A 14,176-nucleotide genomic window follows, 5' to 3' on the forward strand; every position below is an offset into this window, starting at 1 on the left:
CGACCGTCCGTGGGGGGTGCTCCCGGAACCCTTCTGCGCCATGCTCCCAGGCTACAGTGGACTGCGATGAGCTCCCCGCACACTGCCCCGACCGCCGCCGCGGAGCCCGCTCCGCCGGGCCTGCACCGGGCCGTGACCGACTGGTTCGACGACGCCGCCCGGGACCTGCCGTGGCGGGACCCGTCCTGCTCCCCGTGGGGGGTCATGGTCAGCGAGTTCATGCTCCAGCAGACGCCCGTGGTGCGCGTGCTGCCCGTGTGGCGGGCGTGGATGCAGCGCTGGCCGCGGCCCGCGGACCTCGCGGCGGAGAGCACCGGGGAGGCCGTGCGCGCCTGGGGCCGGCTCGGCTATCCGCGGCGGGCCCTGCGGCTGCACGCGGCCGCCGTCGAGATCACCGAGCACCACGGGGGCCGAGTGCCGGCCGCGCACGAGCTGCTGCTGGCCCTGCCCGGGGTGGGCGCCTACACGGCCGCCGCGATCGCGGTCTTCGCCTTCGGCGACCGGCAGACCGTGGTGGACACGAACATCCGCCGCGTGCACGCCCGGGTGGTCACGGGGCGGGCCCTGCCCTCGCGGTCGCTGACCGCCGCGGAGCTGCGCCTCGCGGAGGAGCTGATGCCCGCCGACGACGCCCTGGCCGTGCGCTGGAACCAGGCCGTGATGGAGCTCGGCGCCCTCGTCTGCACGGCCCGCTCCCCCCGCTGCGAGCAGTGCCCGGTGCGGGACGCGTGCGCGTGGGTCGCCGCGGGCCGGCCCGAGCCCGTCGAGGCGCCCCGCGGCCAGGCCTGGCACGGCACGGACCGCCAGGTCCGCGGGGCGATCATGGCCGTGCTGCGGGCCGGGTCCGCGCCGGTGCCGGCGCCCTCCCTCACGGGCCCCGTGGACGTCGCCACGGGCGCGGGACTGGCGCCGGAGGCCCTGCGGGCCCTGGACGCCCTGCACGGGCTGGGCGCCCCGGAGGAGCAGCGCCGGCGCGCCCTGGACGGGCTGCTGCGGGACGGGCTGGCCGCCGCGGGACCGTCCGGGGTCAGTCTTCCGGGCTGAGCTGGAGCAGCATCCGGGTGTTGCCGAGGGTATTGGGCTTCACCCGGGCGAGGTCCAGGTACTCGGCGACGCCCTCGTCGTGCGAGCGCAGCAGCTCGGCGAACACGTCGGGGTGCACCTGGTTCTGGTTGGGCATGACCGCGAAGCCGTGCCGGCTGAAGAAGTCGACCTCGAAGGTCAGGCAGAACACGCGCGAGACCCCCACGGCGCGGGCCCGCTCGATCAGCCCGGCCAGCAGGGTGCGTCCCACCCCACGGCCCCGCCACTCGTCGGAGGTCGCCAGGGTGCGGACCTCGCCCAGGTCCTCCCACATCACGTGGAGGGCGCCGCAGCCGACGAGACCGGCCTGCTCGTCCCCGACCGCCTCCACCACCAGGAACTCCTGGATGCCCTCGTAGTAGGCGACCGTGTCCTTGTTGATCAGCACCCCGGCGCGCGCCAGGGGGGCCACGAGGTCCTTGATGGCGGGGACGTCGGAGGTGCGGGCGGGTCGGAGGCGCAGGTCGGTCACGACCCCCAGTGTACGCTTGCGAACTCCGCCGGCCCGCCGGAGCCTCTCTCCGTGACCGTCCCCACTTGGGCGGACGCCGAGGGGCCCGCCGCGCGGTTGCGCGACGGGCCCCTCGGCGGGCACCGGGCCGGCTCAGCCCTCGGAGCGGTTCTCACCGTCGCCGCGGGCGACGTCGACGTCCTCGAGGCCGCCCATCGGGTCGACCATGCCGTCGCCGGTGAGGTCGGACATCGGGGTGGAGGAGAAGGTCAGCTTCTCCGCGTCCCCCTCGCCCTCGGTGTCCACGAAGATCTTCTCCCCGGTGCTGATCTCCCCGAAGAGGATCTTCTCGGACAGCTGGTCCTCGATCTCCCGCTGCATGGTGCGGCGCAGCGGGCGGGCGCCCATGGACGGGTCGTAGCCCTTGCGGCTGACCCACCGCTTCGCGGCGTCGGAGAGCTCGATCGACATGCCCTGGTCGCGCAGCCGCTCCTGCAGCCGGGCCACGAACAGGTCCACGATCTGCACGATCTCGTTCTCGGTGAGCTGCGGGAAGACGATGATCTCGTCCACGCGGTTGAGGAACTCGGGCCGGAAGTGCTCCTTGAGCTCGTCCTGCACCTTCGCCTGCATGCGCTCGTAGTTGGACGCGGGGTCCACGCCGGTCTGGAAGCCGACCGGGACGGCACGGGAGATGTCCTTGGTGCCCAGGTTCGTGGTCATGATGATCACAGTGTTCTTGAAGTCCACCACCCGGCCCTGCGAGTCGGTCAGGCGACCGTCCTCGAGGATCTGCAGCAGCGAGTTGAACAGGTCCTGGTGCGCCTTCTCGACCTCGTCGAAGAGCACCACCGAGAACGGCTTGCGGCGCACCTTCTCGGTGAGCTGGCCGCCCTCCTCGTAGCCCACGTAGCCCGGAGGGGCGCCGAAGAGCCGGGAGACGGTGTGCTTCTCCTGGTACTCGGACATGTCCAGGGTGATGAGGGCGTCCTCGTCCCCGAACAGGAACTCCGCCAGCGCCTTCGCGAGCTCGGTCTTGCCGACGCCCGTGGGCCCGGCGAAGATGAACGACCCGCCCGGGCGCTTGGGGTCCTTCAGGCCCGCCCGGGTGCGGCGCATCGACCGGGAGAGCGCCTTGATGGCGTCGTCCTGGCCGATGATGCGCTTGTGCAGCTCGTCCTCCATGTGCAGGAGACGGCCCGTCTCCTCCTCGGTGAGCTTGTAGACGGGCACTCCCGTGGAGGCGGAGAGGACGTCGGAGATGACCTCGGGGGTCACCTCGGCGAGCTCGTCGCCGCCCTCGCGCCAGGCACGGTCCTTGTCGTCCCGCTCCGCGATGAGCTTCTGCTCCGTGTCGCGCAGCGAGGCGGCCTTCTCGTAGTCCTGACCGTCGATCGCGGCCTCCTTGAGCCGCTTGACCTCGACGATGCGGTCGTCGAGCTCCTTGATCTCCGGCGGGGCGGTCATCCGCTTGATGCGCAGGCGCGCACCGGCCTCGTCGATCAGGTCGATCGCCTTGTCCGGCAGGAACCGGTCGGAGACGTACCGGGCGGCCAGGTGCACCGCCGCCTCGAGGGCGTCGTCCGAGATCGAGACGCGGTGGTGCGCCTCGTACTTGTCGCGCAGGCCCTTGAGGATCTCCACGGCGTGCGCCTCGGAGGGCTCGTCCACCTGGATCGGCTGGAAGCGGCGCTCGAGAGCCGCGTCCTTCTCGATGTGCTTGCGGTACTCGTCGAGGGTCGTGGCGCCGATCGTCTGCAGCTCGCCCCGGGCCAGCATGGGCTTGAGGATCGAGGCGGCGTCGATCGCGCCCTCGGCCGCGCCGGCGCCCACGAGGGTGTGGATCTCGTCGATGAACAGGATGATGTCCCCGCGGGTGCGGATCTCCTTGAGCACCTTCTTGAGCCGCTCCTCGAAGTCGCCGCGGTAGCGGGAGCCCGCCACCAGGGACCCGAGGTCCAGGGTGTAGAGGTGCTTGTCCTTGAGCGTCTCCGGGACGTCGCCGCGCACGATGGCCTGGGCCAGGCCCTCGACCACCGCGGTCTTGCCCACGCCGGGCTCGCCGATCAGCACCGGGTTGTTCTTGGTGCGCCGGGAGAGGATCTGCATGACCCGCTCCATCTCGCGGAACCGCCCGATGACGGGGTCCAGCTTGCCCTCGCGGGCGGCCGCGGTGAGGTTGCGGCCGAACTGGTCCAGCACGGCCGAGCCCGCGGGCGTGCCCTCGGACTGGCCGGCCGAGCGCACACCGGCGCCCTCCTTCTCGGGGGTGCCCCCGCCCTGGTAGCCGGAGATCAGCTCCAGCACGGTGGAGCGCACCTTCTGGGGCTCCGCGCCGAGCTTGGTCAGCACCTGCGCCGCCACGCCCTCGCCCGCGCGGATGATGCCCAGCAGGATGTGCTCGGTACCGATGTAGTTGTGGCCGAGCTGGAGGGCCTCGCGCAGCGAGAGCTCGAGGACCTTCTTGGCCCGGGGGGTGAAGGGGATGTGCCCGGACGGGGCCTGCTGGCCCGGTCCGATGATGTCCTGGACCTGCTCGCGGGCGCCGGTGAGGGTGATGCCCATCGAGTCGAGCGCCTTGGCGGCCACTCCCTCGCCCTCGTGGATCAGCCCGAGCAGCAGGTGCTCGGTGCCGATGTAGTTGTGGTTGAGCATCCTGGCCTCTTCCTGGGCCAGCACCACGACCCGGCGGGCGCGGTCGGTGAAGCGTTCGAACATGGATACTCCTCAGTCGATGTCTGCACCCGATGCTACGCACCCGAGGGGGTGATCGGGGGGCTGTTCGCCACCGGCGAGAAGACCGGACGGCCGGGGCGCGGGCCGTCCCCGGAACAGCCCGGGGGAAATGCCGGTGTTCGCGTCCGCACCAGCAAAGGCGCAGGTCATCAAAAGAATGCCGGGGCATTTCGTGCCCGGGCCCCGCGGCGGCCGATAGGGGCACGAGCCCGGCGGAAGGAAAAGGGAAAGGAGGGACCGGCGGACCGGCCCCTCCTCTATTCCGCCGGACGCGGAACGCGCGCTCTTATTTGTGGGCGTCGTAGTACGCCTTCTGCACGTCCTGGTGAATACGGCCGCGGTCGGAGACCGGGTGGCCGTTCTCTCGGGCCCACTGTCGGATGGCGGCGGTGTCCGGATTGGACTTGCCGGTGGGCCGGGCCTGCTTGGACGTCTGCTTGCCCTGCTGGGCGCGCCGGGCCTTGGCGATGAAGGGCCGCACGGCGTCGCGCAGCTTGGCGGCGTTCTCCTCGGAGAGGTCGATCTCGTACTGCGCGCCGTCGAGGCCGAAGCGCACGGTCTCCTCCGCGGGCCCGCCGTCGAGGTCGTCCTCGAGAATGATCTGCACGGTCTGTGCCATAACTGGAACTCTCCTCCGCCTTTCGGCGCTCGTCTCTGCCCGGCCGCGCCGAGAGCGGCGCTTCCTGAGGCGGTGCTGATTCCCCCGTGTGATACCGGATGATCCTGATCGTGAATTCCGGAGAACTCCGACGGACCCGAACACCCGGCGTCGTCGAGTTTATCCTACAATTACCGGGCGGAATTCAACAGCACGAAAAGGCGGACAAACAGGGCGCCAATTCGAATTCATTCGAAAGACGGTGCGGCGGGGGCCGGGAGCTCAGCGCTCCGTCCGGCGGCCGCGGCGCGGGGAGTGGCCGAACGGCAGGTCCTCGCCGTCGCGCTGCTTGAGCTCCTCGTACCAGCGCTCGGCGTCCTCCTGCGAGCGGGACTCGACGGCGCGCTCCGTGCGGTCGCCGCGGAAGATCCAGCGGAGGATGAACCAGAAGATGATGCCGATGCTGATCGAGGGCAGCAGGACAGCGATGTATTCCATGGGTGCGATTCTCCCGGGGAGATCTGGGCGGAGGCTGGGGACGGCGAGGGGCCGCGGCACGGCCGCGGCCCGGGCTCAGTCCTGCTCGGGCTTCATGAGGGGGAACAGGATGGTCTCCCGGATCCCCAGGTCGGTGAAGAGCATGATGAGCCGGTCCAGGCCCAGGCCCAGGCCGCCCATGGGCGGGGCGCCGTGCTCGAGGGCGCGCAGGAAGTCCTCGTCCAGCCGCATGGCCTCGTCGTCGCCGGCCGCGGCCCGGTGGGACTGCTCGGTGAGCCGCTCGCGCTGGACCACGGGGTCGATCAGCTCGGAGAACGCCGTGCCGCGCTCCATCCCCCCGATGATCAGGTCCCACGCCTCGATCAGGCCGTGCTCGGAGCGGTGCTGGCGGGCGAGCGGCTGCGCCGAGGGCGGGTAGTCGCACACGAAGGTCGGCTGGACCAGGGTGGGCTCCACGATCTCGCCGAACAGCTCGAGCACGTACTTCTCCGCGTCCCACATCGGGCCGACGGGGACCTCGTGCTCCTCGGCGATCCGGTGCAGGGTCTCCACGGGGGTCTCCGGGGTGATCCGCTGCCCCACGGCCTCGGAGAGGGCGGGGTAGACGGACAGCCAGCGCCACTCCCCGCGCAGGTCGATCGTGCCCTTGTCCGTCTCGATGGTGTCGACGCCCAGGGCGTCGGCGCACGCGAGGATGATCTCCTTGATCCGCTCGGCCATCGTGAACTGGTCGGCGTAGGCCTCGTAGGCCTCCAGGGTGGTGAACTCGGGGCTGTGCGAGGAGTCGACGCCCTCGTTGCGGAAGACCCGCCCGATCTCGAAGACCCGCTCGATCCCGCCGACCACGGCGCGCTTGAGGTAGAGCTCCGTGGCGATGCGCAGGGTCATGTCCTGGTCGAACGCGTTGAGGTGCGTCTCGAACGGCCGTGCCGTGGCCCCGCCGTGCACGAGCTGCAGGATCGGCGTCTCGATCTCCACGTAGCCGCGCTCCACCAGGACGTTGCGCACCGTCTGGATGATCCGCGCCCGCTGCACGACGACGTCGCGGGCCTCGGGCCGGACGATGAGGTCGAGGTAGCGCCGGCGCACCCGGGTCTCCTCGCTGAGCTCGTTGTGCAGCGTGGGCAGAGGCCGGAGCGCCTTGGACGCCATGGTCCAGGCGTCGGCCATCACGGAGAGTTCGCCGCGGCGGGAGGCGATCACCTCGCCGTGCACGGCGACGAAGTCGCCGAGGTCCACGAGGGACTTCCACTCGCCCAGGGGCTCCTCCCCCACCTTCGCCAGGGAGAGCATCACCTGCAGGCGGGTGCCGTCCCCCTCCTGGAGGGTGGCGAAGCACAGCTTGCCGGTGTTGCGCACGAAGACCACGCGCCCGGCCACGCCGACGAACTGCCCGGTCTCCTCGCCGGGCTCGAGGTGGCCGTGGGCCTCCCGCACCTCGGCGAGGGTGTGCGTGCGCTCCACGCCCACGGGGTAGGCCTCCCGGCCCGACTCGAGGAGCCGGGCGCGCTTGGCGAGGCGGAACTGCATCTGGTCCGAGAGCTCGGCCTGCTCGGCCTCTGCCTGGGCGGTCGGGGAGGTGTTCTGCGCGTTGGTCACAGTTGTCCAGGATAACGGGGAGGGTCAAATCCCGGCCGGGGCCCTCACAGCACGAGGTTGTCGATCAGCCGGGTGCCGCCCACGTGGGCGGCCACGAGGGCAAGGGCGCCGGGCGCCGGCTCGACCGGCGCCAGGGTGCGGGGGTCGACGACGACGAGGTAGTCGAGCCGGACCCCGTCCTCGGCGGCGATCCGCCGCCGGGCGGCCTCGAGCTCCAGCTCCCCGGCGGCGAGCGCCCGCAGGGTGCGCGGGAGCACGAGCGCGGAGCGGCGCTGCGCGGCGTCGAGGTAGCGGTTGCGGGAGGACAGGGCCAGCCCGTCCTCGTCGCGCACGATGGGCACGGGCCGGACGGTGACGGGCAGGTCGAAGTCGGCGACCATCCGGCGCACGAGGAGCAGCTGCTGGGCGTCCTTCTCCCCGAAGTACGCCCGGAACGCGGCCGGCCCGGGCGGGGCGGTGATGTTGAGCAGCTTGTTGACCACGGTCAGGGCGCCGTCGAAGTGGCCGGGGCGGCTCGCGCCGTCGAGCACGGCGCCGAGCCGGCCGGAGGTGACGCGCACGAGGGGCTCCCCGTCCGGGTACATCTCCGCCGTCGACGGGGCGAAGACGAGATCGGCGCCGAACCGGCCGAGCAGCTCGACGTCTGCCTCGAGGGTGCGCGGATAGCGCTCGAAGTCCTCGTCGGGGCCGAACTGCAGCGGGTTCACGAAGACCGAGACCGCGACCACGGTGTTCTCCTGCCGGGCGAGGCGCACCAGGTGGCCGTGCCCCTCGTGCAGGGCGCCCATGGTGGGCACGAGGCCCAGGGACGCCCGCTCACCGGGCGCCCCGTCCCGGGCCGCGCCGAGCCGGTCGGCCAGCGCGGCCCGGAACTCCTCGATGCCCCGGCAGACGCGGGGGACGCCGGTGGGGGCGCCGGTGGGGTCTCTCACAGGGTGTCCTCTCCGCCGGTGCCGCGGGTGCCCTCGGTGCCGTCGGTGTCCCGGGTGAGCTCGAGGGCGGCGAGCACGGCGTCGTAGCGCGGGCGGTCGAGCAGGCCGCGGTCCAGGGCACGGCGGGCGGTGACGCGGGCGAGGTCCAGGTAGGCGAGCAGGACGTCGTCGCTCCCGTGGCCGTGGGCGTACTCGTCGAGGGCGTCCCGGTGGGCGGCCACGGTCCCGGCGTCGCCGCGGGCCACGGGTCCTGTGAGCGCCGACTCCCCCGCGGCCAGGGCGTTGTCCAAGGTCGCGCGCAGCAGGGGCCCCACCATCCGGTCGGGGCGCTCGACGCCGATGTCGCGGAGCACCTGCATGGACTGTCCGGCGACGGTCATCAGGTGGTTGGCGCCGTGGGCGAGGGCCGCGTGGTAGAGCGGGCGGTCGGCCTCCGCGACGACCACCGGCTCGGCGCCCATCTCGACCACCAGCGCCTGGGCGATGGGCAGCACCGGTCCCGGGGCCGTGATCCCGAACGAACAGTCGCTCAGCCGGGCAAGGTCCAGGCTCATGCCCGTGAAGGTCATGGCCGGGTGGATCGCGAGCGGGATCGCCCCGAGCCGGCGGGCCGGGTCCAGGACGCGGGTGCCCCAGCGGCCCGCGGTGTGCACCACGAGCTGCCCGGCCTGCCACAGCCCGGCGTCGGCGAGGCCCTGCACGAGCCCGGGCAGCTCGTCGTCGGGCACGGCGAGCAGCACGAGCTCGGCGCGCTCGAGCACGGACGGGACCTCGAGGACGGGCACGCCGGGCAGGAGGGCCTCGGCGCGGTCCCGGCTGGCCTCGGAGACGGCGTTGACGCCGACGACGGCGTGGCCGGCGGCGCGCAGCGCGGCGCCCAGGACGGCGCCCACCTTCCCGGCGCTGACGACCCCGACCCCGAGGCGTCCCGGGCGGTCGGACGGGTGGCTCATGGTCTCTCCTGGCGGGGGGTGTGGGGGTGGCTCGGGCCGTCGGCCAGTCTACGGGCCCCGGCCGCGTGCACCGCCTGGGCCGCGGCGAGCGCCCGGGCGTCCCCGGCGTCGAGATGCGGGACCATGACGCTCACGGGCCCCGGCGTGGAGTGCAGCTGGACGTCGGCGAGCCCCAGGGCCCGCTCGAGCGGGCCCTGGCTCACGGCCACCGACTGGGTCTTCTCGTGCGGCAGCACGGCGGTGCGCCGGCTCAGCCGCCCGGACCGGACCGCGAGGACGTCCTCGGTCGCGGCGAAGCCCGTCCGGCGGTGCACGAGGGGGTCGAGCCACCGGGCCCGGCGCGGAGAGGTGGTGAACCGGCCCTGCGCGCCCAGGCCGTGCAGGCCCTCCCGCAGCAGCGCGGCGAGGTCACCGTCCCGGGCGCCGGGCAGCGCGAGGTGCAGGACCTGGTGCACCTGGGGCAGGGTGCCGACGGGCAGCAGGGTCGAGCGCATGGCCTCGCCCTCCCCCGCCGCGGGCCCGTAGCCGGCCACGTTGACCCGCACCCGGTACCAGCCGAAGGGCCGCCAGAGCAGCGGCTGGTCCACGCCCACCGCCTGGATCCGCCCCGCCGGGACGGTCTGGGAGCGGACGCTGAACAGGCCGTAGCGCACGCGCATGCCCTCGGGGACGCGCAGCAGCCGGAAGTGGTAGCCCTGCTCGACCCGGCGGTAGGAGACGGCCCCGAAGCTGATCAGCCCGGGCAGCCAGGCGGCGAGCATCGCCGGGGCGGCACGGGCGTCCACCAGCAGGGCGGCCGGTGCGGCGGCCAGCAGCACGGCCAGGGCGACCGACGAGCCCGAGGCGAGCACGGAGCCGATCAGCCGCGGCACCGGCACGCCGAGCACCGGGCGCTCCTGGTCCCCGGTGACCGCCCAGGGGGCCGGTCGCTGCACGGGCGCGCCGGGCGCCGCGCCGGGCGCCGGGGCGGCGCGGTCCTGGCCCGGGGCGGCCAGGCCGAGCCGGCCCAGCAGCTCCCCGCGCAGCACGCGCGCCTGGGGGTGGGTGAGGTAGGACAGGGACACCGCGGACTGCCCGGCGTCGGCCACCTCGAACTTCAGCTCCGCCAGCCCCAGCAGCCGGGGCAGGAACGGGCGGTGGATGTCGATGGCCTGCACCCGGTCCAGCCGGGCCTGGCGCTCCTGCCGGAAGAGCACCCCGGAGCGGATCCGCACGTGCTCCGGGGTCACCTGGTAGCGGGTGAACCACCAGGAGACCAGCACGGCCGCGGCGAACACGAGGAGCACGAACGCCACGAGCCCGGCCAGCACCCACCAGAAGACGGCGCCCATCCGGGCCGGGTCGAAGTCCTGGGGCGGCACGGCGTCCCCGCGGCCGAGGAAGGCGTTGAGGAAGTCGTCGAGGAGGATGTTGACGAAGGCGCCCGCGATCACGACCATCGCGAGCCACCCCTTGACCACCGGGGTCAGCGGGTGGACACGGTGCCACTGCGGGGCCGGCGCGGGGGCGGGGGCAGCGCTCACAGGCCCGCCAGGAGGGCCTCGCCGCGCGCGGTGAGCCGCTCGCGCAGCCGGGACGCCTCGGCGTGCTCCACCCCCGGGATCTCGGCGTGGCTGCCCACGGCGGCGGTGTGCAGCTTCACGGTGGCCAGGCCGAAGCTGCGCTGCAGCGGGGAGACCGACACGTCCACGTACTGCATCCGGCCGTAGGGGATCACCGTGACCCGCTGGTAGAGCAGGCCGCGCCGCACGAGCAGGTCCTCGCCGCGCTCGGCGTAGCCGATCGCCCGGACCCGCCGCGGGGCCAGGAGCACGGAGAGCAGCCCGGCCGCCAGGACGGCCGCGGGCGGCAGCAGCAGCAGGCCCAGGGGGGCGCCGGACCAGACGCCCGTGGCCGCCAGCACCGCCGGCCAGCCGAGGGCGGCGAGCCAGAAGAGGGTGCTGAGGAGGGTGGAGAGCACCACCACGGAGAGGTGCTTGGGCGAGACCCGGGTCCAGGCCAGGCCCTCGGGGTCGATCGCGGGGTTGCTCAGGGGCACCCGGTCACCGGGCGTCCCCGCCACGGGGCCGCCGACGGGCCCGTGGGCGGATCTCTCGGGCATAACCACCTTCTCCCTCGGGAAGCTCCTTCTGCCGCCCCCTACGGTACTCGGCGCCCTCCTCCGCGTCGGGATCGTCCGGCGGCAGCTTGCAGAAGCCCTCCACGATCCAGCCCACCACCACGAGCACGAGCCCGGCCCCGGCGTGCACCAGGCTGGCCCACAGCGGGCCCTGCTCGGAGCGCACGGAGACCAGCGCGAGCTGCTCGACGGCCACGGCGGCGTGCCAGCCGGTCAGCATCGCCCCCGCCCAGGCCACCGCCTGCGCGCCGGCCGCGGTGCGGGCGGCCACGAGCGGGTCGAAACGCTCCGGGCGCGCTCCGTCCTGGTGCCGCTTGACCCGCACGCCCAGCACCAGCAGGGCCGCGGCCACGGCGGCGAGGGCCGCGAGCGAGGCCCACGGCAGGATCAGCAGCGGCCCGCCCGCGCCCGTGGACAGCCGGTTGGCGGTCCAGCCGACGGCGCCGGCGGCGGCGGCGCACATCAGCAGCGCCGGGACCGTGAGCACGTGCACGGCGGCTCCCCCTCAGTCCCCGTCCCCGCCGGGAGCGGGGTCCTCGGGCAGCAGGGGGATCGTGTCCGGCCCCAGGCCGCCGAGGTCCTCCGCCCGGCGGGCCAGCTCGGCGACGCTGCGCCCCTCGAGCGTCGCGCCGGGGTCCATGAGGGCCCAGGGCACGAGCACGAACGCGCGGGTGCCGGCGCGCAGGTGGGGCACGGTGAGGTCCGGCTCGTCCAGGCGCAGGTCCCCGTAGACCACGATGTCGACGTCGAGGGTGCGCGGGCCCCAGCGCTGCGTCCGGGTCCGGTGGTGGCGCTCCTCCACCTCCTGGCACGCCCGCAGCAGCCCGAAGGGGCTCAGCTCGGTCTCCACCTCGACGACCGCGTTCAGGTAGTCCCCCTGGCCGGCCGGTCCGCCGACCGGCCGGGAGCGCACGATGGGCGAGGCGCGGACCAGCGTGATCCGCGGGTGGGCGGCCAGCTCGAGGGCGGCGCCGCGGAGGGTGGCCTCCCGGTCGCCGAGGTTGGCGCCGAGGGCGAGGACGGCCCGGGTGCCCACCTCAGCGCTCCCGGTAGATCGTGACGGAGACGTCGGAGAACGTCACCTCGATGGGCGCCTTGGGCTTGTGCACGGTGACCTCCACCGCGTCGAGCGGGAAGCGGGCGAGCAGCCGCCGGGCGACCTGGTCGGCGAGGGTCTCGAGCAGGTTGACGCTGGGGCCGATGACGATGTCCCGCACCTCCTCGGCGACCTCGCCGTAGTGGGCGGTCAGGGCGACGTCGTCCGAGGCCCCCGCCGCGGCCAGGTCCAGGTACATGACGAGGTCCACGAAGAAGGGCTGGCCGCTGCGCTTCTCCTGGTCGAAGACGCCGTGGTAGCCCACCGCGCCGATGCCCAGGAGGTTGATCCGGTCCCGGCGGTCGGGGGCCCTGGTGGTGGACACCGGGACGTGCTGGCGGCCGGCCCGGTCCCCGGCGCGCATCCGGGCGGCGTCCGCGTCCTCGCGCGGCACGCGGTTCACCGGTCCGCTCCGGAGGACGCCGGCAGCACGCCGGCGTCGGCGGCGGGGCGCAGCAGGGCCGGCTCCACGCCGCGCCAGGCGTGCGCGGCGGCCACGGCGTCGGCGCTCGGGCGCACGGCGTGGACGCGCACGCACCACGCGCCCGCGTGGGCGGACAGCGCGCTGATCGCGGCCGTCGCCGCGTCCCGCCCGGCCGCGGGGCGCGGTGCGCCGTCCTGCTCGAGCAGGGTGCCGAGGAAGCGCTTGCGGGACGCCGCGACGAGCACCTTGTGGCCGGTGGCCGTGAAGCGCGGCAGCGCCCGGAGCAGCTCCCAGTTCTGCGCCCCGCGCTTGTCGAAGCCCAGCCCGGGGTCCAGGACCAGCTTCTCGGGGGCCAGGCCGGCGGCCAGGCAGCGCTCCGTCAGCGCCTCGAGCTCCCCGAGCACCTCCCCGGCCACGTCGTGGTAGACGGCCCGGGAGTCCTGCACGTCGGGCAGGCCGCGGGCGTGCATGAGGACGTAGGGGGCCTGCCGCTCGGCGACCAGGTCGATCATGTCCTGGCTCGCGCGCAGCCCCGAGACGTCGTTGACGATGTGCGCCCCGGCGTCCAGGACGGCCTCGGCGGTCCCGGCGTGGAGGGTGTCGACGCTGAGCACCGCGCCCGCGGCGGCGAGGGCCTCGACCACGGGCAGGATCCGGCGCCGCTCCTCGGCGGGGTCGATCCGCTCGGAGCCGGGCCGGGTGGACTCGCCCCCGACGTCGACGATGTCGGCGCCCTCGGCGAGCATGCGCAGCCCGTGCGCGATCGCGGCCTCGTGCCCGGCGTGCTCGCCGCCGTCGCTGAAGGAGTCGGGGGTGACGTTGAGGATGCCCATGACCAGCGTGCGCCCGGTGGGCAGGTTCTCGAAGGAGCCCCAGCCGGAGGGCCGGTGCGCGGGGTCGGTGCGGAGGGGGGGCGTCATGTGCTCAGCGCCCCAGGATGAGGCTCATCGCCTCGGCGCGGGTGGCGGGCTCGCGCAGCTGTCCGCGCACGGCCGAGGTGACGGTCTTGGCGCCCGGCTTGCGCACCCCGCGCATGGACATGCACAGGTGCTCGCACTCGACCACCACGATCACCCCGGCCGGCTGGAGGTGCTCCACGATCGCCTCCACCACCTGGGTGGTCAGCCGCTCCTGGACCTGGGGCCGGCGGGCGAAGAGGTCCACGAGGCGGGCGAGCTTGCTCAGGCCGGTGACCATCCCGTCGTGGCCGGGGATGTAGCCCACGTGGGCGTGCCCGTGGAACGGGACGAGGTGGTGCTCGCAGGTCGAGTAGAAGGGGATGTCCTTGACGAGGACCATCTCGGAGTGGCCGATGTCGAAGGTCGTCCCGAGGATCTCGGCGGGGTCCTGGTGCAGGCCCGCGAACATCTCCGCGTACGCCCGCGCCACGCGCCCCGGGGTGCCCTGCAGGCCGTCCCGGTCCGGGTCATCGCCGATCGCCAGCAGCAGCTCGCGCACGGCCGCCGCGACGCGCGGCTGGTCGACCGCCCCGGCGCCGGCCTCCAGCGCGGGGGCGGGGTCGGGGTACGGCGGGTCGAACGCCTCCGCGCGCAGGTCGTGCGCGCTCGTCTGCTTCGTGCGGGCCTCGTGGGGCAACGCGCCCTCCTTCGGGATCTGCCGGTGCGGCGGGGTCTGCCGGACGGGACGGGAGTCGGCGGACGCGACCGGCTGTCGCTCCATCCTAGGC

At 73.9% G+C, this 14,176-nt stretch carries 15 protein-coding genes; 1 reads left to right on the top strand and 14 read right to left on the bottom strand.

The window, feature by feature from the left end; genetic code table 11:
* The first annotated feature begins 66 nt into the window (after positions 1 to 66).
* Positions 67 to 1,044 carry an A/G-specific adenine glycosylase gene (locus tag E7Z53_RS12765; protein WP_176337917.1) on the top strand — a complete coding sequence of 326 codons (978 nt, stop codon included), beginning with the start codon at positions 67 to 69 and terminating at the stop codon, positions 1,042 to 1,044.
* Here E7Z53_RS12765 and E7Z53_RS12770 read toward each other — a convergent pair.
* The 14 genes from E7Z53_RS12770 to folE all read right to left on the bottom strand — a co-directional run bounded on the left by E7Z53_RS12770 (position 1,028) and on the right by folE (position 14,169).
* Positions 1,028 to 1,555, bottom strand: a complete 528-nt coding sequence (locus E7Z53_RS12770; RefSeq protein WP_035926048.1) for an amino-acid N-acetyltransferase — start codon at positions 1,553 to 1,555, stop codon at positions 1,028 to 1,030. The genes E7Z53_RS12765 and E7Z53_RS12770 overlap by 17 nt on opposite strands.
* Before the next feature lie 132 nt (positions 1,556 to 1,687).
* Positions 1,688 to 4,252: an ATP-dependent Clp protease ATP-binding subunit gene (locus E7Z53_RS12775; RefSeq protein ID WP_035926045.1), complete on the bottom strand. Its 2,565-nt coding sequence runs from the start codon at positions 4,250 to 4,252 to the stop codon at positions 1,688 to 1,690.
* Between the two features lie 304 nt (positions 4,253 to 4,556).
* Entirely contained in the window at positions 4,557 to 4,889 is a 333-nt protein-coding gene (locus tag E7Z53_RS12780; RefSeq protein ID WP_017832025.1) for a histone-like nucleoid-structuring protein Lsr2, read from the bottom strand.
* A gap of 261 nt (positions 4,890 to 5,150) precedes the next feature.
* Positions 5,151 to 5,366 (bottom strand): hypothetical protein, encoded by a 216-nt coding sequence (locus E7Z53_RS12785; protein WP_017832026.1) that lies wholly within the window; start codon positions 5,364 to 5,366, stop codon positions 5,151 to 5,153.
* Positions 5,367 to 5,441: 75 nt separating this feature from the next.
* Positions 5,442 to 6,965: a lysine--tRNA ligase gene (lysS, locus tag E7Z53_RS12790; RefSeq protein ID WP_176337918.1), complete on the bottom strand. Its 1,524-nt coding sequence runs from the start codon at positions 6,963 to 6,965 to the stop codon at positions 5,442 to 5,444.
* Positions 6,966 to 7,009: 44 nt separating this feature from the next.
* Complete coding sequence (gene panC / locus E7Z53_RS12795; RefSeq protein WP_176337919.1) at positions 7,010 to 7,897, bottom strand: pantoate--beta-alanine ligase; 888 nt, start codon at positions 7,895 to 7,897, stop codon at positions 7,010 to 7,012.
* Positions 7,894 to 8,850, bottom strand: a complete 957-nt coding sequence (locus E7Z53_RS12800; RefSeq protein ID WP_035926031.1) for a Rossmann-like and DUF2520 domain-containing protein — start codon at positions 8,848 to 8,850, stop codon at positions 7,894 to 7,896. The genes panC and E7Z53_RS12800 overlap by 4 nt, the downstream gene beginning before the upstream one ends.
* Positions 8,847 to 10,373 carry a PH domain-containing protein gene (locus E7Z53_RS12805; RefSeq protein WP_176337920.1) on the bottom strand — a complete coding sequence of 509 codons (1,527 nt, stop codon included), beginning with the start codon at positions 10,371 to 10,373 and terminating at the stop codon, positions 8,847 to 8,849. The genes E7Z53_RS12800 and E7Z53_RS12805 overlap by 4 nt, the downstream gene beginning before the upstream one ends.
* A complete protein-coding gene (locus tag E7Z53_RS12810) occupies positions 10,370 to 10,882 on the bottom strand; it encodes a PH domain-containing protein (RefSeq protein ID WP_031282261.1) in 513 nt (170 codons plus the stop codon). The genes E7Z53_RS12805 and E7Z53_RS12810 overlap by 4 nt, the downstream gene beginning before the upstream one ends.
* A 10-nt stretch (positions 10,883 to 10,892) precedes the next feature.
* Complete coding sequence (locus tag E7Z53_RS12815; protein ID WP_017832032.1) at positions 10,893 to 11,462, bottom strand: DUF3180 domain-containing protein; 570 nt, start codon at positions 11,460 to 11,462, stop codon at positions 10,893 to 10,895.
* A gap of 12 nt (positions 11,463 to 11,474) precedes the next feature.
* Positions 11,475 to 12,005, bottom strand: a complete 531-nt coding sequence (folK, locus tag E7Z53_RS12820; RefSeq protein ID WP_017832033.1) for a 2-amino-4-hydroxy-6-hydroxymethyldihydropteridine diphosphokinase — start codon at positions 12,003 to 12,005, stop codon at positions 11,475 to 11,477.
* A 1-nt stretch (position 12,006) separates the two neighbouring features.
* A complete protein-coding gene (folB, locus tag E7Z53_RS12825; RefSeq protein WP_017832034.1) occupies positions 12,007 to 12,468 on the bottom strand; it encodes a dihydroneopterin aldolase in 462 nt (153 codons plus the stop codon).
* Positions 12,465 to 13,409, bottom strand: coding sequence for a dihydropteroate synthase (gene folP, locus E7Z53_RS12830; RefSeq protein WP_017832035.1), 945 nt, complete (start codon positions 13,407 to 13,409; stop codon positions 12,465 to 12,467). The genes folB and folP overlap by 4 nt, the downstream gene beginning before the upstream one ends.
* Before the next feature lie 4 nt (positions 13,410 to 13,413).
* Positions 13,414 to 14,169 carry a GTP cyclohydrolase I FolE gene (gene folE, locus E7Z53_RS12835; RefSeq protein WP_176337921.1) on the bottom strand — a complete coding sequence of 252 codons (756 nt, stop codon included), beginning with the start codon at positions 14,167 to 14,169 and terminating at the stop codon, positions 13,414 to 13,416.
* Between the last annotated feature and the right edge of the window lie 7 nt (positions 14,170 to 14,176).

This window comes from Kocuria salina (genome assembly GCF_013368965.1).
GTDB lineage: Bacteria > Actinomycetota > Actinomycetes > Actinomycetales > Micrococcaceae > Kocuria > Kocuria rosea.